This window comes from Actinopolyspora biskrensis, assembly GCF_013408175.1.
GTDB classification, from domain to species: Bacteria; Actinomycetota; Actinomycetes; order Mycobacteriales; family Pseudonocardiaceae; genus Actinopolyspora; species Actinopolyspora biskrensis.
Genome location: NZ_JACBYW010000001.1, coordinates 97664 through 122367 on the forward strand (window position 1 = coordinate 97664; position 24704 = coordinate 122367).

The window sequence follows — 24704 nt, forward strand, 5'->3', positions numbered from 1 at the left end:
TCTCGCGGGGGGTCGGGTGGCGGAGAGCGGAGAACCTCGGTCAGAGTTTCCGGAAAACGGCCACGACCTTGCCCAGCACGGTGGCCTCGTCACCGAGGATCGGTTCGTAGTCCGCGTTGTGCGGCAGCAGCCACACGTGGTCCTCGGTGCGTTTGAGGGTTTTGACGGTGGCCTCTCCGTCGATCATCGCGGCGACCACGTCGCCGTTCTCCGCGTCGGGCTGTTGGCGGACGGTGACCCAGTCCCCGTCGGTGATCGCCAGGTCGATCATGGAGTCGCCCACCACGTTCAGCAGGAACAGCGAGCCCTCACCCACGATCTCCCTGGGCAGTGGGAACACGTCGTCGACGGACTGTTCCGCGAGTATGGGGCCGCCCGCTGCGATGCGTCCGACGAGCGGCACGTAGGCGGGATTCGCCCGTTCGGCGAACTCGGAGGACGAGGAGGTGTCCTCCGCGGTCAGCACGCCGACCGTGCGGGGACGGTGCGGGTCGCGGCGCAGGTAGCCGCGGCGTTCCAGCGCGCGCAGCTGGTAGGCGACGGAGGAGGTCGAGGTCAGCCCGACGGTGTCGCCGATCTCCCGAACGCTCGGCGGGTAGCCGTGATCGTGCATCCAGCCGCGGATGGTGTCGAGGACTCGGCGCTGGCGTTCCGTGAGCTCGGAGTCGTACCCGGTCTCCGCGGTCCGGGTGGACCGCTCGGGCGACGCGGTCGTCCCCGCGGCGTCCTCGGTGCCCCCGCGCCCGGCGGGGTCGGAAGAGTCACTCACCGTCGCGGCCTCCTGTCCACCACTGTCCGCACGTGCACGCACATTTCCACAGTAGACGGCACGGGGAGACGACACCAAACACCAGTTCGAGTGAGTCGGTTGCGACTCCGCCCGGTGTTTTCCGCGTTCGTTCGAGACCGATGGTACACCACTCGTACTGGTGTTCGACTTCGTTGCCTTCGGCGGCACCGTTACAGGGTCGGGTGCGAGATGTCTCGCTCGCGCGTGAGTGCCCACCGCCTCGGCCGCCTGTCGGGTCCGTTTTCCGCGGAACAGCTGGTCACAGGTTTGCTTTTCGGGTCCCCTCCGGCGTGGGCCGAGGGGAGCCGCGGTTTCGCGCGATCTCCGGCGCGGTATTTTCCCGAGGGGCGTGCCGGCGGGGCCGTCGACCGCTCGTCCGCGTGCGGGGCGAGTCGAGTACCCGCCCGGTCCTTCCCGGGCGAGCGGCTGTCCGGGACTCGGTTCCCGCGATGCGTCGACGTGCCCGAGCGCTCGACCGGTCCGTCCACGAACTCACTCGATCGGTGTCCGTGTTCCTCCCCGCGTCGTGCGTGGGGGGCGCTTTCCGTGTTCGCGGCGGCTTCCCTCCGGGGGGATTCGGGGGTTCGGCGCTCCTTTCCGAGGGGACTTCGGCGGATTCGAGGGCTTGTGCCCGCCGCTTCGGCGAGTCGCCGGAAAACCGGGCCCCGATTTGCTTAGGATGGCCCCGGGAGCTAAAGTCGACCACAACATCTAGTAGTTTCATCGGTGTAATTAATCAATGACTTGGGTATACTGGCCGGTGAGCGGTTGTCCGAGTCTTATCGTGCCGACTGTCCGCACGACGAAGTGTGTTGCGTGATGCGCACCGGTGGCCGGTCGGGTTGTGTCGAGGAGATGACTCGCGTTGCGATGTCCGTTCTGTCGAGGTGACGACTCGCGCGTCGTCGACTCCCGCGAGGTGGAGGAAGGGCAGTCGATTCGGCGCAGGCGGTCCTGTGCGAGCTGTGGCCGCAGGTTCACCACGGTCGAGGAACTGGTTCTCACGGTGGTGAAGCGCTCGGGGGTGACCGAGCCGTTCAGTCGGGACAAGGTCGTTCGGGGGGTGCGCCGCGCCTGCCAGGGACGTCCGGTGGAGGAGGACGCGCTGCAGCAGCTCGCCCACCGGGTGGAGGAGACGATCAGGTCGCTGGGGGTGCCGGAAGTGCCCAGCCACGAGGTGGGACTGGCGATCCTCGGGCCGCTGCGCGAGTTGGACGAGGTCGCCTACCTGCGGTTCGCGAGCGTGTACAGGTCGTTCACCTCGGTCGAGGACTTCGAGCGGGAGATCGCGGACCTGCGCGACGCCGACGAGGATCCCGACGACACCGCCGGTGCGGAGGTGACTCCGCGGAGCGGGGCCGACACGGACGAGCAGCCCGGTCGAAGGAGCGAAGCGGACGCGAATGCCTAAACCGGGGCGGGGAGCGGCACAGCGCCGGAACGGCGCGGCCAAACGCAAGCGGGTGGCCCACGCGGGCGGCCCCGAGCAGGGAAAGAAGCGACCGAGCCGGACGGGGAACCCGGACGGTGGCAGCAGGAGAGCGAGCGACGAGGGAGAGACCCACGCCATGACAGAGACCGTCGGTAGTCCGGCCTCCGCAGGGGAGTCGGAGGCAGGAACCCGCACGGCGGGAATCCGGGTCGAGCGTGTTTACACGACCGAGGGAGTGCACCCCTACGACGAGGTGACCTGGGAGCGCCGTGATGTCGTGATGACCAACTGGCGCGACGGTTCGGTCAACTTCGAGCAGCGCGACGTCGAGTTCCCGGACTTCTGGTCGCTGAACGCGGCCAACATCGTCACGAGCAAGTACTTCCGTGGCGCACTCGGCACGCCGGAACGCGAGAGCAGCCTGCGGCAGCTCATCGACCGCGTGGTCAAGACCTACGTGCACAGCGGTCTCGAACACGGCTACTTCGCCTCCGAGACCGACGCCGAGATCTTCGAGCACGAGTTGACCTACATGCTGCTGCACCAGGTGTTCAGCTTCAACTCGCCGGTGTGGTTCAACGTGGGGACCAGCTCCAAGCAGCAGGTCTCGGCCTGCTTCATCCTGTCGGTCGACGACACGATGGAGTCGATCCTCGACTGGTACAAGGAGGAGGGGCTGATCTTCAAGGGAGGCTCCGGAGCGGGGCTGAACCTCTCCCGCATCCGCTCCTCCAAGGAACTGCTGTCCTCCGGGGGAACCGCGTCCGGGCCGGTTTCGTTCATGCGCGGCGCCGACGCCTCGGCGGGCACCATCAAGTCCGGCGGGGCCACCAGGCGCGCCGCCAAGATGGTCGTGCTCGACGTCGACCACCCGGACGTCGAGGAGTTCATCGAGACCAAGTCCAGGGAGGAGCACAAGATCCGCGCCCTGCGCGACGCGGGCTTCGACGTGGACCTCGGCGGTTCCGACATGGTCTCCGTGCAGTACCAGAACGCGAACAACTCGGTGCGGGTCAGCGACGAGTTCATGCGCGCCGTCGAGAGCGACGGCCAGTTCGGGCTGCGGGCACGCACCGACGGGTCGGTGACGGACACGCTCCGCTCCAGGGACCTGTTCAACAAGATGGCCAAGTCCGCCTGGGAGTGCGCGGATCCGGGCATCCAGTACGACGACACCATCAACGACTGGCACACCAGCCCGGAGTCCGGCAGGATCAGCGCTTCGAACCCCTGCTCGGAGTACCTGCACCTGGACAACTCCAGCTGCAACCTCGCCTCGCTGAACCTGATGAAGTTCCTGCGCGAGGACCTCACCTTCGACGCGGAGCTGTTCAAGAGCGCCGTCGAGATCGTGATCACCGCGATGGACATCTCGATCTGCTTCGCGGACTTCCCCACGGAGTCGATCGCGCGGACCACGCGGGACTTCCGCCAGCTCGGAATCGGGTACGCCAACCTCGGCGCGCTGCTGATGGCCACCGGTCACGCCTACGACTCCGACGGCGGTCGGGCGCTCGCCGCCTCTGTCACCTCGCTGATGACGGGGGCCGCCTACAAGCGTTCCGCCGAACTCGCCGGTGCGGTGGGGCCGTACGCGGGTTACGCGCGCAACGCCGAGTCCCACCAGCGTGTGATGCGCAAGCACGCGGCCGCCAACGATCTGGTGCGGACCTACCACCACAACGACGTCCACGTGCACGACCTGGCCACCCAGGTGTGGCAGGAGGGGCTGGAGACCGGCGCGCGGAACGGCTGGCGCAACGCGCAGGCCTCCGTGCTGGCTCCGACCGGAACCATCGGCCTGATGATGGACTGCGACACGACCGGTGTGGAACCGGACCTGGCCCTGGTCAAGTTCAAGAAGCTGGTCGGTGGCGGCTCGATGCAGATCGTCAACCGGACGGTCCCGCGCGCGCTGCGCGCGCTGGGCTACCCGGACGAGCAGGCCGAGGCCATCATCGAGTACATCGCCGAGCACGGTCACGTGGTGGACGCGCCGGGGCTGCGGCCGGAGCACTACGAGGTGTTCGACTGCGCGATGGGTGAGCGCTCCATCGCCCCGATGGGGCACGTCCGCATGATGGCCGCGGTGCAGCCGTTCCTGTCCGGGTCTATCTCCAAGACCGTGAACATGCCCGAGCACGCCACGGTCGAGGACGTCCAGGAGATCTACTTCGAGGGCTGGCGACTCGGCCTCAAGGCACTGGCCATCTACCGGGACAACTGCAAGGTCGGTCAGCCGCTGTCCGCGGGCAGCGGGGGCAAGGAGAAGGGCGAGAAGCAGGTCGAGAAGGAGATCGAGTACCGCCCGGTGCGCAAGCGCCTGCCCAAGAAGCGCCCGAGCCAGACGATCTCGTTCACGGTCGGCGGCGCCGAGGGGTACCTCCACGCGGGTTCCTACCCGGACGACGGTCTCGGCGAGATCTTCATCAAGCTCGGCAAGCAGGGGTCCACGCTCGCCGGTGTGATGGACGCGTTCGCGATGTCCATCTCGGTCGGTCTGCAGTACGGGATCCCGCTGGAGTTCTACGTCTCCAAGTTCCAGAACGTCCGGTTCGAGCCCGCCGGTATGACCGACGATCCGGACGTGCGCATGGCCAGCAGCGTGCTGGACTACCTGTTCCGCAGGCTCGCGCTGGATCACCTGTCCTACGAGAAGCGGGCCCAGCTGGGCATCTTCACCGCCGCCGAGCGCACCGAGCAGACCAACGGTGCCGAGGCGGGGCAGGAGCAGAACCAGCTGGACTCGATGCGTGGTTCGGTGGAGTACGCCGAGCAGCCCAAGCCCGTGGTGCAGAACCCGAGCGACGACTCGGACGCGGGGAGCTCGACCGAGCTGCTGGAGCTGAAGCTGGGCAAGGCCGCCGACGCCCCGCTGTGCATGACCTGCGGTACCAAGATGCGGCCCTCCGGGGCGTGCTACCTCTGTGAGGGCTGCGGAGCCACCTCGGGCTGCAGCTGAGCGATCGACCGAGCACGGTGAGCTCCGAGAGCGGGTTCTCCCGGCTCGGGCTCGACAGGGGAGTCGGCCACGACGGCCGGCTCCCCTTCGCTCGTTCCGGAGGCGTTCGCGGGGCGCCGCCTCCGGCTCCCGGCGGAGGGCCCGTTGTGTGCGTCGAGCGCGACGCCGGCCCACCGGGCGTCGTACCGCGCCGTCAGCTCTCCGCCCTCAGCCCCGGGTCCGTCCCGCGGCAGGTTCCCGCTCCGTCGCCGCGCCGGGGAGCGCCGTTCTCGTCCCGTCCCAGAAGGCAGTGCCCGCGTCCGGGGAGCTTTCCGGCCCCGTCCGTACGGACCCGCCCTCCCGGACTGTCCTTTGCAGACGATCACTGCGCGGCGCGGATTGGCTGGAAAACGCCGCGCTGCGTGATTGACATCGCCGATGTGGCTGGCAAGCTGCTGATCGTCCTTGGAAACCTGATGGGGAGTTCGCATGTGGCGAGCGCGAACCGCTCTTCTCTCCGCGGTGGTCGTCCTACCGCTGCTCGGTGTTCCCACGGCGGACGCCGAACCCGAACCGTCCGCCCCCGTCATCGAGAACGGTGCCGCCCAGCCGGTGTTCGATGCGTCGAAAGCGGTGCGGCAGGACCTGTTCGTGACGGCGAACGTGGACAGTGACGACGACGGCCGGGACGACAGGGTGCACGTCCAGGTGGTCCGTCCGAAGGGGACCGAACGGGGGATGCGCGTGCCCGTCGTCTACCGGGCCAGCCCCTACTCCGCGGGTGGCAATCCCGTCTCGAACCACGACGTGGACCGGGAACTGTACGTGCCGGACCGGGCCGCGGCCCGGTCGGCCGGAACCGCGGAGGCTTCTCCGCGGTCGTCCAACGCCGCGATCGACTGGGAATACCAGCGTTTCCTGCTGGAGCGGGGGTACGCCGTCGTCTACGCCGAGTCGTTGGGCAGCGGGGCGTCGGACGGTTGCCCGACCTCGGGAGGGCGGAACGAGACCCTGGGTGCCAAGTCGGTCGTGGACTGGCTGAACGGCCGGGCCCCGGGCCACGACGCGAACGGCGAACCGGTCCGGGCGGACTGGTCCACGGGCAAGGTCGCGATGATGGGTGTCTCCTACAACGGGACACTGCCGAACGCGGTGGCCACCACGGGGGTCGATGGCCTCGAGACGATCGTGCCCATCGGGGCGATATCCAGTTGGTACGACTACTACCGCTCGGACGGGGCCGTCGTGGCGCCGGGCGGGTACCAGGGCGAGGACGCAGACGTGCTGGCGAAGTACGTGCACACCAACGACCGCGACTGCGCGGCGGCGACGGAACGTCTCCGCTCCGGGCAGGACCGGTTGACCGGCGACTACAACGAGTTCTGGGACGAGCGCAACTACCTCGACGATGTGGACCGGATCGAGGCGTCGGTGCTGTCGGTGCACGGCCTGAACGACTGGAACGTCAAGACGAGGCAGGCGGCCCAGTGGTACCGCGCGCTGCGCGAGCAGGGCGTGCAGCACCGGATCTGGTGGCACCAGCGGGGACACCGCGATCCGATCGGGATCAGGAAGCAGGAGTGGCTGCGCACGTTGAACCGCTGGTTCACGCACTACCTGCACGGCGCGTCCAACGGGGTGACCTACGAACCCAGGGCGACGATCCAGCGAGCCGACGGCAGCTGGCACCGGGAGTGGGAGTGGCCCGCCCCCGCGGCACGGGAGGTTTCGCTGACCCCGACCCCGGGCGGCGACGCCAGGGGAGGGCTGAGCCCGCGCGGGCACGCTTCCGGGGATGAGGTGGAGACACTGCGCGACGACGCGAGCGTGCCGGCCGGGGAACTGGCCGGCGCCCGGCGTTCACCGCACCGGCTGGCCTACTTCACCCGCGGCGTGCCCCGCCCCGTGCGGATCAGCGGTACCGCGCGGGCGGAGCTGGCCCTGTCCTTCGACCGGCCCGCGGCCAACGTGACCGCGATGCTGGTCGACCGTGCTCCGGACGGTTCGGTCGAGCCGATCACGCGGGGATGGGCCGATCCGCAGAACAGGAGGTCCGTCGAACGCAGCACTCCGGTCGAGCCGGGGCAGCGGTACCGGGTGAACGTGGAGATGATGCCGGACGACTACGTGCTCGAAAGGGGGCATCGGCTCGGGATGGTCGTGTTGTCCAGCGATCACGAGTACACGTTGCGGCCCGCGCCCGGAACCGGGCTGAGTCTCGACCTGTCGGAGAGCAGCCTGGTCGTGCCCGCGGTCGCGGGGCGGGGGGTGTTCCAGTAGGCCTTCGACTGCTCGGCCGGCGTGAGCCCGGGAACCTTCCGAGCACCTTTTCCACGCGGGAGCGGCCCGGCGGAGTGAGCACCTCCGCCGGGCCGCTTCTCGTGTTCCGCGCCCTCGGCGAGTCGCGGAGGGCCGGTGCCCGTCCACACCGCCCGGAGGCGTCCACAGCTTCGCGAACCGCGGCTCTCGTCTCCGGTGCCTTCCGCCGATGCGGGAAGTATGAGTTCTTCGGCGAAGCAACAAACCGTACATCTCTCCGATCCGGCCGAGTTCGTGGCCGCCATCCCGCATCTGCTCGGGTTCTACCCGGAGGAGTCGCTGATCGTCACGACGCTGCACGGGGCACCGGCGGCGACGCGACTGGGGTTCACCGCGCGGGTGGACCTGCCGGCAGAGGGCAGACGTGCCGAACTGGCCACCGAACTGGTGCGGGGACCGATCGCACGCGACGAACCGGCCGGCGTGCTGCTTGCCGTGGTCGGCGGACTCCTGTCCGGGAGCACCGAACGCGCGGTTCCGCCGTCCGGGGCACCGGACACCCCGGACGGCGGGATTCCCGCACCGCCCCACAGCGAACTGATCGGGTTCTTCCACGACGTCCTGTACGAGGCGGACCTGTCCCTCGCCCAGGCGCTCTGGACACCGGAGATCGGCAAGGGGTTCCCGTGGTACTGCTACACCGACGGGCGCAGCGGAAAAACGCCCGATCCGAAGGCGTCCCCGCTGGCAGCCGCCCTGGCCGTCTCCGGCACGGTGACCTTCCCCAGCAGAGCGGAACTGGCCGAGTCGGTGGCTCCCGAGTCCGCGGAGACACCGGCCCGCTGGTCCGCGCGGTTGAACCTGCTGCAGGACGACGCGGAGCCGCACCGCGGTGCGGCCGACATGTGCACCACCGATGTCGAGACGGTGTTCGCGGCGATCCGCCGTACGGCGCGCGAGGAGGCGTTGACGGAGGACGACCTGCTGCGGGTTCTCGTCGCGCTGTCCGACTACCGGGTGCGGGACCTGGCCATGGGAAGCGCGTTGAGTACCGAGGCACGTGCCGCCGAGCGGCTCTGGCTCACCCTGGTGCGCAAGGCACCGGAGCCCGAGGTCGCCGATGCGGCAGTGCTGCTGGCCTTCTCCGCCTACCTGCGCGGGGACGGGGCGCTGGCCGGCGTCGCACTGGAACGGGTGGAGCGGACACGCCCCGCGCACCGCCTCGGCGAGCTGCTGCGCAGGGCGTTGGACACCGGAATCGGTCCGAGCGCGCTGTCGGTGATAGTGCGGGACACGGTCGCCGACGCGCAGGCGATGATCGAGCAGGAGGAGTGTTGACCGGCGGAACGGGCACGCGCGGGCACTCGCCGGGAAGACGGAGGCCGGAACGACCCGGACCGCCGAGCGGCACCACCCCCGGCCGGGAACCGCGGTGAGCGCAGGCCGGAGGTGCCGCCATCAGCACCGCCGCGCGAAGCGGGGCGACGAGGTCCTATTGGGCCCGGTCGAGCACGAACTTCCACGCGTCGCGCACGATGTCCTCGATCTCCCGGCGTTGCGGGGACCAGCCCAGTTCGCGCTGGGCCCGCTCACTGGAGGCCACCAGCGTGGCGGGGTCGCCCGGACGACGTTCGGCCGTCTCCGCCGGGATGTCCCTTCCCGTCACGGAACGGCACGCGTCGACCACCTGTTTCACCGAGAACCCGGTCCCGTTGCCCAGGTTGTAGATCCGGTGTTCACCCGGCACGGCCTTCTCCAACGCGAGGAGATGAGCCTGGGCGAGGTCGCGGACGTGGATGTAGTCCCGCACGCAGGTTCCGTCGGGGGTGGGCCAGTCCTCCCCGGCGATGTGCACGCGATCGCGCAGCCCCCTGGCGACCTCGAGCACGATCGGGATGAGGTGCGTCTCCACGGTGTGCCGCTCCCCGAAACCGTCGTGCGCACCGGCGACGTTGAAGTAGCGCAGGCTGGTGGCCGCGATTCCGTAGGCGCTCGCGTAGGAGCCGATGGCCTGGTCGATCGCCAGCTTGGTGGCCCCGTACGTGTTGGTCGGTCCGGTCGGTGCGTCCTCCGGGATGGGGACGGAGTCCGGCTGGCCGTACACGGCCGCTGTCGAGGAGAACACCAGCCGGGGGACGCCCCGCTCGCGCATGGCGTCGAGCAGCCGCAGGGTGGTGACCACGTTGCCGTGCCAGTACAGGGCGGGGTCACTCATCGACTCGGCCACGAGCGACTTGGCCGCGAAATGCAGCACACCGTCGAAGCCCTCGGCCAGCACCTCGGCGGCCCGTTCCGCCACGTCACCGGTTACCAACCGGCAACCGCTCGGCACGGCGTCGGCGTGCCCGGTGGACAGATCGTCGAGGACGACCACCTCGTGTCCGGCCTCGTCGAGCCGGGCCGCGCAGACACTGCCCACATAACCCGCCCCGCCGGTAACCAGCAGCTTCACCGCGTTCTCCCCTTCGGCATGCTCGTCGGTCGCTCACGGAAACGCCCGGGCACAGCGTTCTCGCGGAAGCCGGGGCGCAACCGAACGGAAAAGATCGCCCCCAACGTACACCGCGCGGCTGTGAACCACCGGGACGCTTCCGGCCCAGCGCGGCCCGGCAGCGCTCCGCGGACGGATCGGCCTCCGCCGACCACCCACGGACGGGTTCACGACCGCGGTTCCCGCGCGGCCCCGGTCGAAGGCACGGCGGTGAACAGCCGCGGTGCCGCCGAACCGTTCCGCTCGAAGGCCTCGGTTATCGCCCGTTCGGTGTGCTCCCGTTCCCGGGAGGGGACCAGAGCTATCGCGGACCCGCCGAAACCGCCCCCGGTCATCCGTGCTCCGAGAGCGCCCGCGTCCAGGGCGGTCTCGACCGCGAGGTCGAGCTCGGGGCAGGAAACCCGGTAGTCGTCGCGCAGACTCGCGTGCGAGGCGGTCAGCAGTTCCCCCACCTCGGTCAACGCTCCGTTCCGCAGCCGATCCAGCGTTTCGAGCACCCTGCCGTTCTCGGTGACCACGTGCCGCACCAACGGGCGCAGCCGTTCCGGAAGCCCGTTCAGCGCACCGTCCAGCTCGGCCGCGGTGATGTCGCGCAGCGCGGGGACGCCGAGCAGCGCGGTGGCCTCTTCGCAACCGTTCCTGCGATCTCCGTAGCCGGATTCGCTGTGCGAGTGATTCACCCGGGTGTCGATCACCAGGATCTCCAGCCCGCTGCCCGCGGCGTCGAAGGGAACCTGCTCGGTCTCCCCCGAGCGGACGTCGAAGAACAGCGCGTGCGCGGCACGGCAGCGCAACGAGGCGGTCTGGTCGAGCAGACCGGTCGGTGCCCCGACGAAGTCGTTCTCGGCCCGGCACGTCCAGTGCGCTATCTCGGCGAGTTCGGGGCCTTCCGGGCCGTCGGCGGGCCGGTCCGCCGTGTCCAGCAGTACGAGGGCGGTGGCACATTCCAGGGCCGCCGAGGAGGAAAGCCCCGCCCCGGTCGGGACGTCCCCCGCGATGACCAGATCGGCGCCGGGCAGCTGGATACCGGCCTTCCGCAGCACCCAGGTGACCCCGGCCGGATAGCCCGCCCAGCCCGTGAGAGCACCGGGGGTGAGCTCGTCGATCGGCACGGTGCCGCCCCGCTGGGGGGAACCGTCCGAGTCCAGGCTGGTCACGGACAGCTTCCCGTCCGTGCGCCGTCGCGCGGCCACGGCGGTGCGGTGCGGCAGCGCGAACGGGAAGACGTACCCGTCGTTGTAGTCGGTGTGCTCGCCTATGAGGTTGACCCGGCCCGGAGCCGACCAGACCGAGTCCGGTTCCGCCCCGTGTTCCGCCACGAACGTCGCCGTGGCCCGTTCCGCCGCCTCGCTCATCGCGGCCTGACCAGTACCGCGTGCGCGATGGACGGGGGAAGTTGCGTGGTCCCCGAGACACCGTGGACGTCGATGGGCTTGTTGCCGCCCACCACGGAAACGATCTCGATGTTCTCGTCCGGGACCACCCCGGCGGTCTTCAGCGCGTTCATCAGCTCGGGGTCCAGCTGCACGTGCTCGGCTATCCGGCACACGAGAGCACGACCACCGCCGTTGCGTGCGATCTCGTCCACACGCTGCAACTCGCTGTCCACGGCCGGTGCGGCCTCCCCGACCCCGAGGTCGTCGAGTCCGGGGATGGGATTGCCGTAGGGCGAGGTGCCCGGGCCGCCGAGCAGGTTGATGAGCTTGTGCTCCACCGCTTCGCTCATCACGTGTTCCCAACGGCACGCCTCGCTGTGCACGTGCTCCCACTCGAGTCCGATGACGTCGACGAGAAGCCGTTCGGCCAGGCGGTGCTTGCGCATGACTCCGATCGCGCGGGCGCGACCGGACTTGGTCAGTTCCAGGTGCCGGTCCTCGGCGACGGCCAGCAGGCCGTCCCGCTCCATGCGAGCCACCGTTTGACTGACGGTCGGCCCGCTCTGCTCCAGCCGCTCCGCGATGCGGGCCCTGAGCGGCACGAGTCCTTCTTCCTCAAGCTCGTAGATGGTCTTGAGGTACATCTCGGTGGTATCGATGAGATCGTTCACGCCAGCTCCCCATTCGGTCCGGCACCAATGCTAGCCGGAACGGGCGACGTCGAAGGCCGCCCGGTCGACGTCTCCAGGGGACCGCCCGTTCGACGGCCGTACCGGAACAACGGGACGGCCGATCCGGCTCATTCCCTGAGAGGATGTGAGCTCCGACCTCGACCGACCGGAGGCGATGATGACTCCGCTGATCAGCCCGTCCGAGCTGCGTTCGACGTGGGAGGAGGAACCGGCTCCCACGCTGTTGGACGTCCGTTGGAACCTGATGGGGCCACCGGGGCGCCAGGAGTACGACCGAGCGCACCTTCCGGGGGCGGTCTTCGTGGACCTGGACACCGAACTGGCCGCTCCGCCGGGGCCAGGTGGACGGCACCCCCTGCCGGACGCGGGGGAACTGCAGCGCGCCTTCCGGGACGCCGGGGTGGGCTCCGAACGGCCGGTGGTCGTCCACGACTCGGGGGACGGTTCGGTCGCCGCGCGTGGCTGGTGGCTGCTGCGCTGGGCCGGACACGGACGCGTGTTCGTGCTGGACGGCGGTTTCGCGGCCTGGGTCGAGGAGGGAGGCCCGACCACGACACGGGTTCCGCGGCCCGAGCCGGGTGACTTCGTGGTCGAACCCGGCGGCATGCCCACCGCCGATGCGGATGCCGCAGCGCGACTGGCGCGCACCGGGGTGCTGCTGGACGCGCGTGCGGGCGAGCGCTATCGCGGCGAGCGCGAGCCCGTGGACCCCCGGGCCGGGCACATCCCCGGCGCCGTCAACGCTCCCGCGGCTGAGCACGTCGCGCCGAACGGTCGGTGGCGGGCTCCGGAGGAGCTGGCGCAACGTTTCGCCGGACTCGGTGTTTCGGAGGCGGGTGAGGTGGGTGCCTACTGCGGATCCGGGGTCAATGCCTGTTCCGTGGTCCTCGCGCTCGAACAGGCCGGGTTGTGCTCCCCGGACGAGCCCGCCGTGCTCTACCCCGGTTCGTGGTCGGAGTGGGCCGGGGATCCGCGACGCGCGGCGGCCGTCGGCCCCGAAGCGGGTTGATGGAGGCTGCTCCCCGATGTCGGGCCTCGCCGGAGCGAGAGCCCGTGAGAGGTTCCGCCAAGTGACCCGCTGAGCAAACCGAGCCGCCGAACGTGCCTGAGGGCTGTGGCGTTCGCCTCTTCAAGGGTAGCTTCGCCCCATGGGCAACGAGTGCGCCGTTATCTGGGACGAGTCACTGCTCGCGTACGACCTGGGCGGAAACCATCCGCTGCATCCCGTCCGCCTGGACCTGACCATGAGGTTGGCGCGCTCACTGGGTGTGCTGGACGGCATCGAACCGTCGGCTCCCGACCCGGCGACCGACGAGGACCTCGCGCGGATCCACACCCGTGACTACGTGGAGGCCGTGCGCACGGCCCCCACGGCCGCGGAGGGCGTGGGGCACGGGTTGGGAACGGCCGACAACCCCGTCTTCGACCGGATGCACGAGTCCGCGTCGCTCGTGGCGGGCGGTTCGATCGCGGCGGCCGAACGGATCGCATCGGGACGCGCGAACCGGGCCGTCAACCTCTCCGGCGGGCTGCACCACGCGATGGCGGACAACGCGGCCGGGTTCTGCGTGTACAACGACTGCGCCGTGGCCGTGGCGTGGCTGCTGGCCAACGGGGTCGACCGGATCGCCTACGTGGACGTCGACGTGCACCACGGGGACGGGGTGCAGACCGCTTTCTACGACGACCCCCGCGTGATGACGATCTCGCTGCACCAGCATCCGTTCACCCTGTGGCCGGGCACCGGTTTCCCGAACGAGGTGGGTGCGGAGAACGCGCAGGGCACTTCGGTGAACGTGGCGCTGCCGCCCGGTACGGACGACGCGGGCTGGTTACGTGCCCTGTGGGCGGTGGTGCCCTCGATGCTGGAGTCCTTCGCGCCCCAGGTGCTGGTCACCCAGTGCGGGGCGGATCCGCACCGGGAGGACCCGCTGGCCGATCTGGCGATGTCGGTGGACGGGCAGCGGGCCGTGTACGGCGCGCTGCGGGATCTCGCCGACCGCCACGCGGGCGGGAAGTGGTTGGCGCTCGGAGGGGGTGGGTACGCGTTGCACCGCGTGGTTCCGAGGGCGTGGACCCATCTGCTCGCCACACTGCTGGACAGGGACGTCGATCCCGCTCGGATCGTGCCCGCCGAGTGGACCGCCTACGCCACCACGCTGGCCTCGGACGTGGCGCTGCCGACCACGATGACCGACGAAGTCGATCCGGGGTTCACTCCGTGGGACGGTGTGACCGAGCTGTCGGTCGACGCGGCGATCAGGGACACCCGACACGCCGTCTTCCCGTTGCACGGCTTGGATCCCGCCGACGGCCGTGATTGAGTCCGGGGCGACGGGCGGTGAAGTGTCCGGGGGCGGGAACCGGTGGTTCCCCGGTGGTTGACGGGGGAGTGCTTTCCCGGAGACACCGAGCAGGTTCGGCGAACAGGCGCTGAGAGGTCCGTTATGGGCGGTTCTTCCGAGTTCGGGGAACGAGAAGAGGCGGAGGGGAGTGCCTATCCGCGGCACTGGGAGGCCGATGTGGTCCTCTCCGACGGCGGAACGGTTCATCTGCGGCCGATCGTCCCGGAGGACGCCGACCAGCTCGTCGCGTTCCACGGCAGGCTCAGCGATCGCACCCGCTACTACCGCTACTTCTCCCCGTACCCCCGGATGCCGCAACGCGATGTGGAGCGCTTCAGCCACGTCGACTACGTCAACCGGGTGGCCCTCGTGGCCCTGCTGGGCGAGAACATCGTCGCGGTGGGCAGGTTCGACCGGCTCACCGAGCAGGAATCGGCCGAAGTCGCCTTCGTGGTGCAGGACGGCCACCAGGGCAGAGGGCTCGGCTCCATCCTGCTCGAACACCTCGCCGCCGCGGCCAGGGAGTGCGGGCTGGGGAAGTTCGTCGCCGAGGTGCTGGCGGAGAACTCCCAGATGGTCCACGTGTTCCGCGACGCCGGTTACCAGGTTAAACGAGCCATGGAGGAAGGGCTCGTCCACCTGGAGTTCCCGCTCGACCCCACCGAGGAGTCGTTGGCCGTGTCCAGGGCGCGTGAACAGGCCGCCGAGGCCCGCAGTGTGCACAACCTGCTGCATCCGCGCTCGGTCGCGGTGATCGGTGCTTCCACGGATCCCGGCAAGATCGGGCACACCGTGCTGGCGAACCTGTTGGGCGCCGACTCCGCCGCGCCGATCTATCCGGTCAACCCGGAGCACAGGGCCGTCCGCGGGGTGCGCTCCTACTCCTCGGTGCTGGACATCCCCGACGACATCGACCTGGCCGTGGTGGCCATACCGGCAGGCGGTATGGCCGAAGCCCTGGACGCCTGCTTGGCCAAGGGCGTGAAGGCGCTGCTGATCGTCAGCTCCGGTTTCAGCGAAGCGGGGCCGAGCGGACGTGAGACGGAGCGCCGGATGGTGCACGAGGCCCGGGTGCACGGTATGCGCGTGGTGGGGCCGAACGCGCTCGGAGTGGTCAACACCGATCCGGCGCAGCGGTTGAACGCCAGTCTGGCTCCGCAGCTGCCGGGCAGGGGGCGGACCGGGTTCTTCTGCCAGTCCGGAGCGCTGGGGGTCGCGATCCTCGCCGCCGCCACCGAACGCGGCCTGGGGCTGTCCACCTTCGTCTCGGCGGGGAACCGGGCCGACGTCTCCGGCAACGACCTGCTGCAGTACTGGCAGACCGACCCGACCACCGACGTGGTGCTGCTGTACCTGGAGTCCTTCGGCAACCCGCGCAAGTTCGCCAGGCTCGCCCGCAGACTCGGACGCAGCAAACCGATCGTGGCCGTCAAATCGGGGCGCAACGCGGTACGGGCCGGACTGGCGGCCACTTCGGTGCGGATCGACGAGACCAGCGTGCAGGCGCTGTTCGACCAGGCCGGTGTCATCCGGGTCGAATCCGTGGCGCAGATGTTCGACGTGGCGTTGCTGCTGGCGCACCAGCCGCTTCCCGGAGGGGATCGCGTGGCGATAGTCGGCAATTCGAGCGCCCTGGGGATGCTGGCCGCCGACGCGGCTCTGGAACAGGGGTTGCGCCCGGTGCTCGACCCCGTCGACGTGGGAGCCTCCGCAGGCCCGGAGGAGTTCGCCGCGGCCGTCCGCTCCGCCGCGGAGAACGAGGAGGTCGACGCGCTGGTAACCGTGTTCGCACCCCCGGTGGCCGTTCCGGGGGCCTCCTACGCACGTCAGCTGCGGGAAGCCCTGCACGAGGCGGACACGTCGCACAGCAAACCGGTGGTGAGCACGTTTCTGGCCGCCGAGGGGGTACCGGACGAACTCGCGGTTCCCGGGCAGGACGGAACTCCCGGGTACGGCTCGATCCCCTCCTACCCGACGCCGGAGCGAGCGGTACTGGCACTGGGCAGGTCCGTGCGGTACGCGAACTGGCGTGCCGCACCGCAGGGCGAGTTCGTCCGGCCGGAGGGAGTGGATTCCGAGCACGCCCGTGAACTGGTCGAGCAGTGGATCGAGCGGGGCGTGGAGCGGTTGTCCGACGCCGACACGGTGCGGTTGCTGGAGTGCTACGGGATCGGGGTGTCGCCCTTCCGGTTCGTCGCGGACGTCGAGTCCGCCGTGACGGCCGCGGAGGAGGTCGGTTTTCCCGTGGTGCTGAAGTCCGCGAGCGGGCAACTGCGCCACCGCACGGACCTGGCCGGGGTGCGGCTCGACCTGGGGACCGTCGACGTGGTCCGGACGGCCTACTCGGATCTGTGCGAACTCGCGGGCAGCGGTGAGGTGTACGTGCAGCGGATGGCCCCGAAGGGGACCTCGTGCGTCATCCGCCTCATGGACGACCCCTCGTTCGGCACGCTCGTGTCCTTCGGACTGGCAGGTCTGGCGAACGATCTGCTCGGGGATCGCGCGTACCGCGCGGTTCCGCTGACCGACACCGACGTGTCCGCCCTGATCCGGGAGCCGCGCGCGGCTCCGATGCTCACCGGCTACCGCGGTGCCCCGCCCGCGGACATGGCGGCGATGGAGGACCTGGTGCTGCGGGTGGCCAGCCTGGCCGAGGACCTGCCCGAAGTGCGGGAACTGGTGCTGGAACCGGTGCTCGCGACTCCTTCGGGGGCCCACGTCGCCGGAGCGGCGCTCGGGCTGGGACGCACTCCGGACTCCCCCGACTCGGGGCCGCGGAGGCTGAGATGAGTTCGGGGCCGTCGCGGCGGCGCGGTGCGGCCCCGCGCGGTGCGGCCCCGCCGTGTCCGGGAGCTCGATCCCGAGCGGTTGTCGAAATGTCGCCAACACGAAGAATGCACGCAACCCCACGTCAACGTGCCCTCGTCCATGAGGTATGAGACGCCTGAAGACTCTCCTGGGCGCGGGCATGGTGCTGTTCGCACTGACGGCCTGCGCCGAGGAACAGCCCGATGTCGGATTCGGTGGCCAACCGCCTTCGGCCGCGGAGGACGACCGGTCCGGGGAAGAGCAGTCGACCGACGGAAACATCAAGCCCGTGCCGAAGGAGAAGCGCACCCGGGTGCCCGCGGAACAGGTGGACGCCTCGCAGCTTCCCGACGGCTATCCGAAGGAGGTCTGGACTCAGCGCGAGGGCGCCGTGCTCGTCGCGACCGGCCAGGAAGGCGGTTGTGGCAGCGTGCACGCGCGTGTGACCGAGCAGACCCCGGAACGGATCGGGCTCGAGCTCGTCGAGGAGACGCCGAAGGACGCCGGGCCCTGCACGATGGATCTGCGCTACCCGCCGGTGACCGCTCCGCTGGACGAGGAGCTCGGTAGCCGCCAGGTCGTGCTCACCCAGCGGGAGACCACCGTCTCCGGCGGCTGAACGGCGGTGACGGTCGTGTGATCCGTGCTCTCCCGCAGGAACCGTTCCTGCGGGAGGCATCCTGTGCCCGGGGGAGCAGCGCTGAGCGGGATCGAAAACGGGAGATTCCCTTCAAGCCCGCTGCCAAAGCTGCGATCCTGTGCGCGGGTGCGAGGCCGACGGCGAAAGGGCACGTTCACATGAGCGAACAGATCCACGGCAGTCCGGACGGACTGGTCAACTTCCGGGACCTGGGAGGGCTTCCCGCGGACAACGGGGTGACCACGCGATCCGGGGTGCTCTACAGGGGGGACGCCCCGTACGTCGGGGACGGTCCGCCGGACGGGGCCGAGCAGTGGCCACCGTCGGTGGTGATCGACCTGCGGGACACCGACGCCGAGTCCGATGTCGTGCACCCCTTGGACTCGGCGAGCACGGTGCACCGGGTTCCGGTCCTGGAAGGGCTGCGCGGTGATTCGGGGGAGGACCCGTGGCTGACCCTGGATGAGCTGTACGCCTACATGGTGCGGTACGCCCCGAAGCGACTGCTCGAGGTGTTCCGCACCACGGTGGAGGCGGACGGGCCGGTGCTGATCCACTGTGCCGCGGGAAAGGACCGGACCGGCGTCGCCTGCGCGTTGTTGTTGCGTGCCGCGGGGGTGCGGCACGACGCGATCGTCTCGGACTACGTGCGCACCGACCACAACATGTACCGCGTGCTGCAGCGGTTGCGGATAGCTCCCGCGCTGCCTCCGGGAGTGGACGAAGCCGATGTGAACGACCTCATATCCGCGCCGGGGGAGGCCATCGAACACGCGCTGGAACTCGTGGACTCCGCGGAGGGAGGCGCGGCCGGATGGTTGCTGGAGCAGGGGGCCACGGTCGAGGAGCTGGACCGCTGGAGGCGTCGTTTCCTCGAACCGGCCGTCTGACCGATGCTCGCCGTTCGGCGAGCATCGGTGCTCGGTCCCCGGGGGTTCGGCGTGTCGCGCCGAACCCGCTCGGCGGGTCACCGACACGGGCGGTGCGGGCGCGCCGACGTGCGGGAGGTGTCGAACGCGCCCCTGGCCGCCTCAGCTCGCGTAGGAGCGCAGCTTGTTCGCGCGGTCACCCTGGCGGAGCTTGGACATCACCTCGCGCTCGATCTGCCGGACGCGTTCCCTGGACAGGCCGAAGGCCTTGCCGATCTGGTCCAGCGTGCGCGGTTGGCCGTCGTCGAGGCCGTAGCGCATGCGGATGACCTGCTGCTCACGTCCTTCCAGCGTGTCCAGCACACGGCGCAGATCGTCCTGGAGGAAACCGGAGATGACGGCGTTCTCCGCGTCGGCGCCCTCGGAGTCCTCGATGAAGTCCCCGAGAGGGGCGTCCTCCTCGGAGCCGACGGGCATGTCCAGGCTCACCGGGTCCTTGGAGTGGTCCATCAGATCGACGACCTTCTCCACGGTCATGTCCGCTTCCGAGGCGATCTCCTCTTCCGTGGCTTCCCTGCCGAGCTTCTGGTGCAGGTCACGCTTGATCCTGGCGAGCTTGTTGACCTGCTCCACCAGGTGGACCGGGAGCCTGATGGTCCGGCTCTGGTCGGCCATGCCGCGGGTGATGGCCTGGCGGATCCACCAGGTGGCGTAGGTGGAGAACTTGTAGCCCTTGGTGTAGTCGAACTTCTCCACCGCGCGGATCAGGCCGAGGTTGCCCTCCTGGATGAGATCCAGCAGCGGCATTCCCCTGCCCGTGTAGCGCTTGGCGAGGCTGACCACCAACCGCAGGTTGGCTTCCATGAGGTGGTTCTTGGCGTCGCTGCCGTCGCGGACGACGGTCTTGAGGTCGGCGCGGCGCTGCCTGCTCAGGTCCTCGGAGGTGTCCAGCAGGTGCTTGGCGAACACGCCCGCCTCGATGCGCTTGGCGAGATTCACCTCGTCCTGTGCGCTGAGCAGTGCCGTGCGACCGATACCGTTCAGGTAGACCCGCACCAGGTCGGCCGAAGGGCCCTGGTTGTCGAGGTCAGCCTCGTTGGTGACATCCGGGGCGACGGTCTGCGGGACGGTCATAGAGCTACCTCCCTGACGGGCTGGTTGTCGGGTGCCGGTGCACCGGCGCGACACTGCGCCGCTCGAAGGACGGGTACGCTCGGTGTGGAGGGGAGAGGTCGTACCTCGTCGGTAACACCGGTGACCGGTGGTGCCGGTGGTTGTGTTGGTTCGATTTCGCGTTTTGGTCGAAGCTGTCGGTTCGGTCGGGTCGGCTGTGCGGCCGGACCGGCCGGGTCATCCGATCGGGGTGGTCGTCTGGTCGGGATCTTGCGAAGCGTTCGTTCCGTGGCCTGTCGCATGTCTCGTCGTTGGTTGCCGTCCGCTCCCGGTCGATCCGCACCGGGCGTGATGGTGTCGTGATCGCCGGAAAGTCGGCCGCGGCCGACCGGTGGCCGACGGCTGATGACCGGCGGCTGCCGATGCCGTGTTGAGTTGGCTACCCGGAAAACGCGTGAGTCGTCGAAATCGTTCCCGGATTCGTCGAACGAAGGACGTCAGCGTCGTCACACCCGTTGTGCCCATAACCTGAGAATTCGCTGAGTCCCCGTTGCCGGGCCACCGTTCCCGGGTGCTCCGGGGCGGGAGGTCGGAAGTGATCGTGCGGGCCGTCCGGCTCCGGCGGAGTCCGGCCGCTCCCGTGCGCGGGATCGGGCTCGTGCCTCAGGTGACCTCCGTGGTGGTGGGCACCGGCTCGAAACGGGAAAATTGTTCCGAAAAGGTCCGGGTGCGGTGCTCGTCGAAGTGTCCGGACGTCGGATGGAAACGGGTCCTGCCTTTTTCGGGGATACCGCCTCCCGGATGGTCGGTTTTCCGGAGAACTCGGGGAGTGCAACGGAAATACGTTCGGAACTATTCCGGGGGCGGAGGGTCGGTTCGGCGGTGAAGTGGCTGTTTTCCCGGCTCCGGCTCCGGCCCCGTTCCGGAACGGGGCCGGAGCCGGGCGGGGGATCCGCCGCACCGGAGCGGAAGCTCGTCACGTTTCGACGAGCAGGGTGAACGGGCCGTCGTTGGTGCTGTCCACTTCCATCGCGGCTCCGAAACTCCCCGTGCTCACCCGCGCTCCGCGTTCCCGCAGCCGGTCGACCACGGACTCGACCAGGGGTTCGGCGTGTTCGGGAGGGGCGGCGGCGCTCCACGAGGGCCTGCGCCCCTTCCTGGTGCTGCCGTAGAGGGTGAACTGGCTGACGACCAGCAACGGCGCGTCCGCCGTGGCACACGACTGCTCGTCACGCAGCGCACGCAGCTCGTGCAGCTTGCGCGCCATGACCCCGGCCTGTTCGGTGGTGTCCGAGTGGGTGACGCCGACCAGCACGAGCAGGCCGGGTTCGTCCACGGCGCCGACCACCGCGCCGTCCACCCGTACCGAGGCCCGCAGCACTCGGGTTACGACCGCTCTCATTCCCGCGACTCCTGCCATTCCGCCGGCAGCAACATGCCGTGCTGGATCAGCTCGCGCAGCACCGGTTCGGCGGAGCGCGTGAGCTCCGCCGAATCGGCCCCGTACGCGGCGGCCAGCAGCTCGAGCAGCTCGTCGACCGGGAGGGCGCCCTGGCAGCCCGCGATCAGCCGGACACCGAGCTCGTCCACCTCGTGCTGCCATCCCGGACCGTCGGTGCGGTGCAGCCGGTGCACGAACTCGGCCCAGCCCTCCGAACCGTGGGAACTGACCTGTTCCAGCACCAGAGTGGGCGCGGTGACCAGCCTGCTTCCGAGCAGGTCATCCGCCGAGGGACGGGCGCGCAACCAGTCGAGGCGGCGCAGCCAGCCGTCGACCTCCTCGCCGAGCGGGGCGTCGAAGGTCTGCCGCAGGTCCTCGCAGACCGTCTGCCCGCGTTCCCCGTGAGTGCGGCGCAGGGTGACGAAACCGAAGCCGACGCCGATCACGTCGTTGTCCGCGAACCAGTCCAGCCACTCCGCCGACTTGCGCCTGCCGAGCTCCGAACGCGGGTCGATGCCCGCGTCCCGCAACCAGGTGCCCACGTACAGCTCCGGTTCGGCGATATCGCGCTGCACGAACCAGGCGTCCACATCCGGGGCGTCGATCCAGGAGGCGACCCGATCCCGCCAGTCCTCGTTCTCGCGGTGCAGCCAGGAGGCGAGCAGGTGCCCGGTCCCGCCCCCGTTGAGCAGTTCCGGGGTCCTGCGCACCACGAGAGCGCTGGCTTCGTCCCCGGGCAGTCCCGAATCGCGGTAGACGAAATCGGTCCGTGCCGGGCCGACGACGAACGGGGGGTTGCACACGACCTGGTCGAAACGGCTTCCGGCCACCGGGTCGAACCAGTCACCACCGCGCAGTTCCACGTCCACGCGGTTCAGGCGGAAGGTCGCCGCGGCGAGGGCGCGAGCCCGTTCCGAGACGTCCGTTGCCGTGACCCGTTCGGCACGGGCGCCCGCGTGCAGCGCCTGCACTCCGCAGCCGGTTCCGAGGTCCAGCACGGACCCCACGGAACTTTTGGGCGTCGCCTGCACCAGGCTCATCGAAGCCTGCCCCACCCCGAGAACGTGCTCCTCCGTGACCGGATCCGAGGGGGAGCGCGTCTCGGCGTCCAGGTCGGAGACGACCCACCACGAATCGGCAGCGGCGGCGTGGGGACGGATGTCCAGCCCCGCCCGGACCGAATCCCCTTCCACGAGGGCGATGCCCGCCGCCGCGGCTTCGGACAGCGGCAGCGGGGCCAGAGCCCGCCCGGCCGAGTCCGTGTCGACGGGCTCACCGAGCAGGAACACGCGTATCAGGGTTCCCAGCGTTCCGGCCTCGGCCGTGGCGCGGAACGCGGGCTCGGGTTCCCCCCTTCCCAGTGCCGCGTGGGCCTCCGGGCCCAGCAGTTCCAGCACGCCGTCGGCCGTGTAGTTCGCCGCGAGCAGGGCCTCGCGCAGGAGGTCGATGCGGTCGTGTGAGAGTTCGAGAGTCACGCCGCGATCCTCACACGCCCCGCACACCTCCGGTCGACGCGACCCGCTGTCCGTGTTCCCCGGCACGCCTTCCGGCCCGCTCCCGGAGACCTGGGTCAGCTCCCCGGTTTCCGGGTACCCGGCCAGGGCGGCGGAGGACTCCGCCCGATCCGCCGCCCCCCGGTTCCGAGCTCTGCGCGCGGAAACCCCTTCGGGGGTCCTGCATCGCCGGGGGCGGAAGTGGGACGATGGAAGTCGGAGGTGGTGTCGTGAGTGGCTTCCAGCGTGGTGACGACACCCCGGTGCTTATCACCGAGGCCGAGCCGTCGTACGACGATCAGCAAGCGGCGCGGCGCAAGAAGTACGCATTGATGATGTCCTTGCGCATCCCTTGCCTGATAGCGGCCGTGATGGTCTACCCGGTCTGGTGGCTCTCGCTGATCATCGTGGCGGTGTCCATTCCGTTGCCCTGGATAGCGGTGCTCGTGGCCAACGACCGGCCGCCGCGCAAGAGCGAGCACGTCAGTCGTTTCCAGGGGGAACCCGACACGCGTGAGATCGACGATCCGCAGCACCGGGTCGTCGACAGCCCGTGAGTCGCACCGGCAGGGGCGACGACCGAGGGGACACCCGCGTCCGCGGTGCGGCATCATGGGGTTATGACCACTACTCTTCCCGAAACCGAGACCAACCCGGAAACCACCGAGCAGACCAGCGACGACCGGCCCGAGGTCTTTCACTACGTGCAGAAGGACAAGATCGCCGAGAGCGCCGTGATGGGCAGCCACGTGGTGGCGCTCTGCGGTGAGGTGTTTCCCGTGACGAAGTCCGCGAAGCCGGGCTCTCCGGTGTGCCCCGAGTGCAAGGAGATCTTCGAGGGGCTGCCTCCGGGTGGTGACGACGAGTGAGCCCGGACTGAGCTCCTCCGATCACTCGGGTTCCGCCCCCGGAACGCCGTCGCGCCGCGCGCGTTTGCCGCGCCAGGCCTGATACCCCTGCTCGGTGCGCAAGCGCTGGGCGGCGCGCCGCATCTCCAGCCGACGCCACCGCCTGCGTTCCCGCCTGGTCATTCCGGCCGGCCACATCTGCTGGATGGCGTTGTTGAACTGGGCACCCCCCACGATCGCGAATCCGATGAAGAAGGCGAACAGCAGGAAGGCGATCGGCGTGGCCAGGGCCCCGTAGGTGTAGCCGGTCGAGGTGACCCAGGTGATGTAGATCCGGAGACCGGAGCTGGAGCACAGGAACACCAGCATCGCCAGCAGCGCCCCGGGAAGCCCCCGGTGCCAGGGGAGTTTGCGCGGAAGCGCCAGCTTGTACAACGTCGCCAGCCCCAGCACCAGCAGGATTCCCGTCACCGGGAAGTAGAGCAGCCGGATCAGCGTGGCCACGTCCTCGCGCAACCACGGGGGCAACACCGTGAGCAGCCAGCGGGGGCCCATCGCGGTCAGGGGCAGCACCAGCACGGCCAGCACCAGGCTGATCAAGTACAGCAGCAGCGCGAGCACGCGCTGCCAGATCGCGTTGCGGACCATGTACTGGTCGTAGGCGAGAGTGATCGACTCGATCAGCGAGGCCAGCGCCGAGGAACCGGCCCACAGCGACAGGAGGAAGGCCACCGAGGCGATTCGCGTACGCCCGCTGGTCAGTATGTCGCCGACGGTGGGGCGGATGATCTGGTCGACGACGCCGGTGCTGAAGATCGTCCCGCCGAAGTCCACGATTCTGCGCTGCATGGTCTCGACGACTTCGGGGCCCAGCCACCCTCCGATGAACCCCAGGCTGCTCAGCAGTCCGAGCAGCAGGGGCGGCAGCGACAGGGCCTGCCAGAAGGCCGCCGCCGCCGCTTCGGAGAAGATGTCGTCGTCCCACGACTTGCGCAACGTGCGCGTCACGAGACGCAGCGGTCCGCGTCGAACGGTTCCGGCGGTGTTCGGCCCCGAAACCGTCCGGCTCTCCTCGTGCGGACTCGCTGAACCCATCCCACTTCCAAAGTGTTCGGCGATCGTGATCTCGGCGTTTTCCGTCGCGGACTCTCATTCTCCTGGCGGAC

Annotated in this window: 19 protein-coding genes; 11 read left to right on the forward strand and 8 right to left on the reverse strand. The window is 69.5% G+C overall.

Annotated features, from left to right (window positions below; translation table 11 throughout):
* Positions 1-40 precede the first annotated feature (40 nt).
* A complete protein-coding gene (gene lexA, locus FHR84_RS00405) occupies positions 41-769 on the reverse strand; it encodes a transcriptional repressor LexA (protein ID WP_343075116.1) in 729 nt (242 codons plus the stop codon).
* Between the two features lie 886 nt (positions 770-1655).
* On the opposite strand from lexA, the gene nrdR reads away from it, so the two are divergent.
* The 4 genes from nrdR (at position 1656) to FHR84_RS00425 (ending at position 8760) form a co-directional block, all read left to right on the forward strand.
* The gene (gene nrdR, locus FHR84_RS00410) at positions 1656-2201 is read left to right on the forward strand and encodes a transcriptional regulator NrdR (RefSeq protein ID WP_179533424.1); all 546 of its coding nucleotides are present in this window, start codon (positions 1656-1658) and stop codon (positions 2199-2201) included.
* Between the two features lie 157 nt (positions 2202-2358).
* A complete protein-coding gene (locus FHR84_RS00415; protein WP_179534344.1) occupies positions 2359-5184 on the forward strand; it encodes a vitamin B12-dependent ribonucleotide reductase in 2826 nt (941 codons plus the stop codon).
* Positions 5185-5652: 468 nt separating this feature from the next.
* A complete protein-coding gene (locus FHR84_RS00420) occupies positions 5653-7443 on the forward strand; it encodes a Xaa-Pro dipeptidyl-peptidase (RefSeq protein ID WP_179533425.1) in 1791 nt (596 codons plus the stop codon).
* Positions 7444-7662: 219 nt separating this feature from the next.
* Positions 7663-8760 carry a DUF4192 domain-containing protein gene (locus FHR84_RS00425; protein WP_179533426.1) on the forward strand — a complete coding sequence of 366 codons (1098 nt, stop codon included), beginning with the start codon at positions 7663-7665 and terminating at the stop codon, positions 8758-8760.
* A 154-nt stretch (positions 8761-8914) separates the two neighbouring features.
* Here FHR84_RS00425 and galE read toward each other — a convergent pair whose 3' ends face one another.
* The 3 genes from galE to FHR84_RS00440 all read right to left on the reverse strand — a co-directional run bounded on the left by galE (position 8915) and on the right by FHR84_RS00440 (position 11960).
* Positions 8915-9874, reverse strand: coding sequence for a UDP-glucose 4-epimerase GalE (galE, locus tag FHR84_RS00430; protein ID WP_179533427.1), 960 nt, complete (start codon positions 9872-9874; stop codon positions 8915-8917).
* Between the two features lie 206 nt (positions 9875-10080).
* A complete protein-coding gene (gene galK, locus FHR84_RS00435; RefSeq protein ID WP_179533428.1) occupies positions 10081-11268 on the reverse strand; it encodes a galactokinase in 1188 nt (395 codons plus the stop codon).
* On the reverse strand, positions 11265-11960 hold the full coding sequence (locus FHR84_RS00440; RefSeq protein ID WP_179533429.1) for an iron-dependent transcriptional repressor DtxR: 696 nt from the start codon (positions 11958-11960) through the stop codon (positions 11265-11267). The genes galK and FHR84_RS00440 overlap by 4 nt, the downstream gene beginning before the upstream one ends.
* Before the next feature lie 178 nt (positions 11961-12138).
* Between FHR84_RS00440 and FHR84_RS00445 the strand changes: the two genes are divergently transcribed.
* From FHR84_RS00445 to FHR84_RS00465, 5 genes are all read left to right on the forward strand, one after another.
* A complete protein-coding gene (locus tag FHR84_RS00445) occupies positions 12139-12990 on the forward strand; it encodes a sulfurtransferase (RefSeq protein WP_179534345.1) in 852 nt (283 codons plus the stop codon).
* Between the two features lie 139 nt (positions 12991-13129).
* A complete protein-coding gene (locus tag FHR84_RS00450) occupies positions 13130-14305 on the forward strand; it encodes an acetoin utilization protein AcuC (RefSeq protein ID WP_179533430.1) in 1176 nt (391 codons plus the stop codon).
* A gap of 123 nt (positions 14306-14428) precedes the next feature.
* A complete protein-coding gene (locus FHR84_RS00455; RefSeq protein ID WP_179533431.1) occupies positions 14429-17116 on the forward strand; it encodes a bifunctional acetate--CoA ligase family protein/GNAT family N-acetyltransferase in 2688 nt (895 codons plus the stop codon).
* Between the two features lie 145 nt (positions 17117-17261).
* Positions 17262-17753 (forward strand): hypothetical protein, encoded by a 492-nt coding sequence (locus FHR84_RS00460; protein WP_246300079.1) that lies wholly within the window; start codon positions 17262-17264, stop codon positions 17751-17753.
* Positions 17754-17932: 179 nt separating this feature from the next.
* On the forward strand, positions 17933-18664 hold the full coding sequence (locus FHR84_RS00465) for a tyrosine-protein phosphatase (RefSeq protein ID WP_179533432.1): 732 nt from the start codon (positions 17933-17935) through the stop codon (positions 18662-18664).
* A gap of 141 nt (positions 18665-18805) precedes the next feature.
* Here the strand turns inward: FHR84_RS00465 and FHR84_RS00470 are convergent, their stop codons facing one another.
* The 3 genes from FHR84_RS00470 to FHR84_RS00480 form a co-directional block, all read right to left on the reverse strand.
* On the reverse strand, positions 18806-19777 hold the full coding sequence (locus FHR84_RS00470; RefSeq protein ID WP_179533433.1) for a sigma-70 family RNA polymerase sigma factor: 972 nt from the start codon (positions 19775-19777) through the stop codon (positions 18806-18808).
* Between the two features lie 955 nt (positions 19778-20732).
* Complete coding sequence (dtd, locus tag FHR84_RS00475; protein WP_179533434.1) at positions 20733-21158, reverse strand: D-aminoacyl-tRNA deacylase; 426 nt, start codon at positions 21156-21158, stop codon at positions 20733-20735.
* On the reverse strand, positions 21155-22672 hold the full coding sequence (locus FHR84_RS00480; RefSeq protein WP_179533435.1) for a DUF7782 domain-containing protein: 1518 nt from the start codon (positions 22670-22672) through the stop codon (positions 21155-21157). The genes dtd and FHR84_RS00480 overlap by 4 nt, the downstream gene beginning before the upstream one ends.
* A gap of 227 nt (positions 22673-22899) precedes the next feature.
* Between FHR84_RS00480 and FHR84_RS00485 the strand changes: the two genes are divergently transcribed.
* Positions 22900-23247 carry a DUF3099 domain-containing protein gene (locus FHR84_RS00485; protein WP_179533436.1) on the forward strand — a complete coding sequence of 116 codons (348 nt, stop codon included), beginning with the start codon at positions 22900-22902 and terminating at the stop codon, positions 23245-23247.
* 63 nt (positions 23248-23310) lie between these two features.
* The gene (locus tag FHR84_RS00490; RefSeq protein ID WP_179533437.1) at positions 23311-23559 is read left to right on the forward strand and encodes a DUF3039 domain-containing protein; all 249 of its coding nucleotides are present in this window, start codon (positions 23311-23313) and stop codon (positions 23557-23559) included.
* A 21-nt stretch (positions 23560-23580) separates the two neighbouring features.
* Here FHR84_RS00490 and FHR84_RS00495 read toward each other — a convergent pair whose 3' ends face one another.
* A complete protein-coding gene (locus FHR84_RS00495) occupies positions 23581-24633 on the reverse strand; it encodes a YihY/virulence factor BrkB family protein (RefSeq protein WP_179533438.1) in 1053 nt (350 codons plus the stop codon).
* Positions 24634-24704: the final 71 nt, after the last annotated feature.

What these genes read in the sequence shown, in the direction of transcription:
- FHR84_RS00415 (WP_179534344.1), top strand. Translation starts at nt 2,359, where the DNA reads ATGACAGAGACCGTCGGTAGTCCGGCCTCCGCAGGGGAGTCGGAGGCA.
- FHR84_RS00420 (WP_179533425.1), top strand. Translation starts at nt 5,653, where the DNA reads ATGTGGCGAGCGCGAACCGCTCTTCTCTCCGCGGTGGTCGTCCTACCG.
- FHR84_RS00425 (WP_179533426.1), top strand. Translation starts at nt 7,663, where the DNA reads ATGAGTTCTTCGGCGAAGCAACAAACCGTACATCTCTCCGATCCGGCC.
- galK (WP_179533428.1), bottom strand. Translation starts at nt 11,268, where the DNA reads ATGAGCGAGGCGGCGGAACGGGCCACGGCGACGTTCGTGGCGGAACAC.
- FHR84_RS00445 (WP_179534345.1), top strand. Translation starts at nt 12,139, where the DNA reads ATGACTCCGCTGATCAGCCCGTCCGAGCTGCGTTCGACGTGGGAGGAG.
- FHR84_RS00450 (WP_179533430.1), top strand. Translation starts at nt 13,130, where the DNA reads ATGGGCAACGAGTGCGCCGTTATCTGGGACGAGTCACTGCTCGCGTAC.
- FHR84_RS00455 (WP_179533431.1), top strand. Translation starts at nt 14,429, where the DNA reads ATGGGCGGTTCTTCCGAGTTCGGGGAACGAGAAGAGGCGGAGGGGAGT.
- FHR84_RS00460 (WP_246300079.1), top strand. Translation starts at nt 17,262, where the DNA reads ATGAGACGCCTGAAGACTCTCCTGGGCGCGGGCATGGTGCTGTTCGCA.
- FHR84_RS00465 (WP_179533432.1), top strand. Translation starts at nt 17,933, where the DNA reads ATGAGCGAACAGATCCACGGCAGTCCGGACGGACTGGTCAACTTCCGG.
- FHR84_RS00470 (WP_179533433.1), bottom strand. Translation starts at nt 19,777, where the DNA reads ATGACCGTCCCGCAGACCGTCGCCCCGGATGTCACCAACGAGGCTGAC.
- dtd (WP_179533434.1), bottom strand. Translation starts at nt 21,158, where the DNA reads ATGAGAGCGGTCGTAACCCGAGTGCTGCGGGCCTCGGTACGGGTGGAC.
- FHR84_RS00485 (WP_179533436.1), top strand. Translation starts at nt 22,900, where the DNA reads ATGGAAGTCGGAGGTGGTGTCGTGAGTGGCTTCCAGCGTGGTGACGAC.
- FHR84_RS00490 (WP_179533437.1), top strand. Translation starts at nt 23,311, where the DNA reads ATGACCACTACTCTTCCCGAAACCGAGACCAACCCGGAAACCACCGAG.
- FHR84_RS00495 (WP_179533438.1), bottom strand. Translation starts at nt 24,633, where the DNA reads ATGGGTTCAGCGAGTCCGCACGAGGAGAGCCGGACGGTTTCGGGGCCG.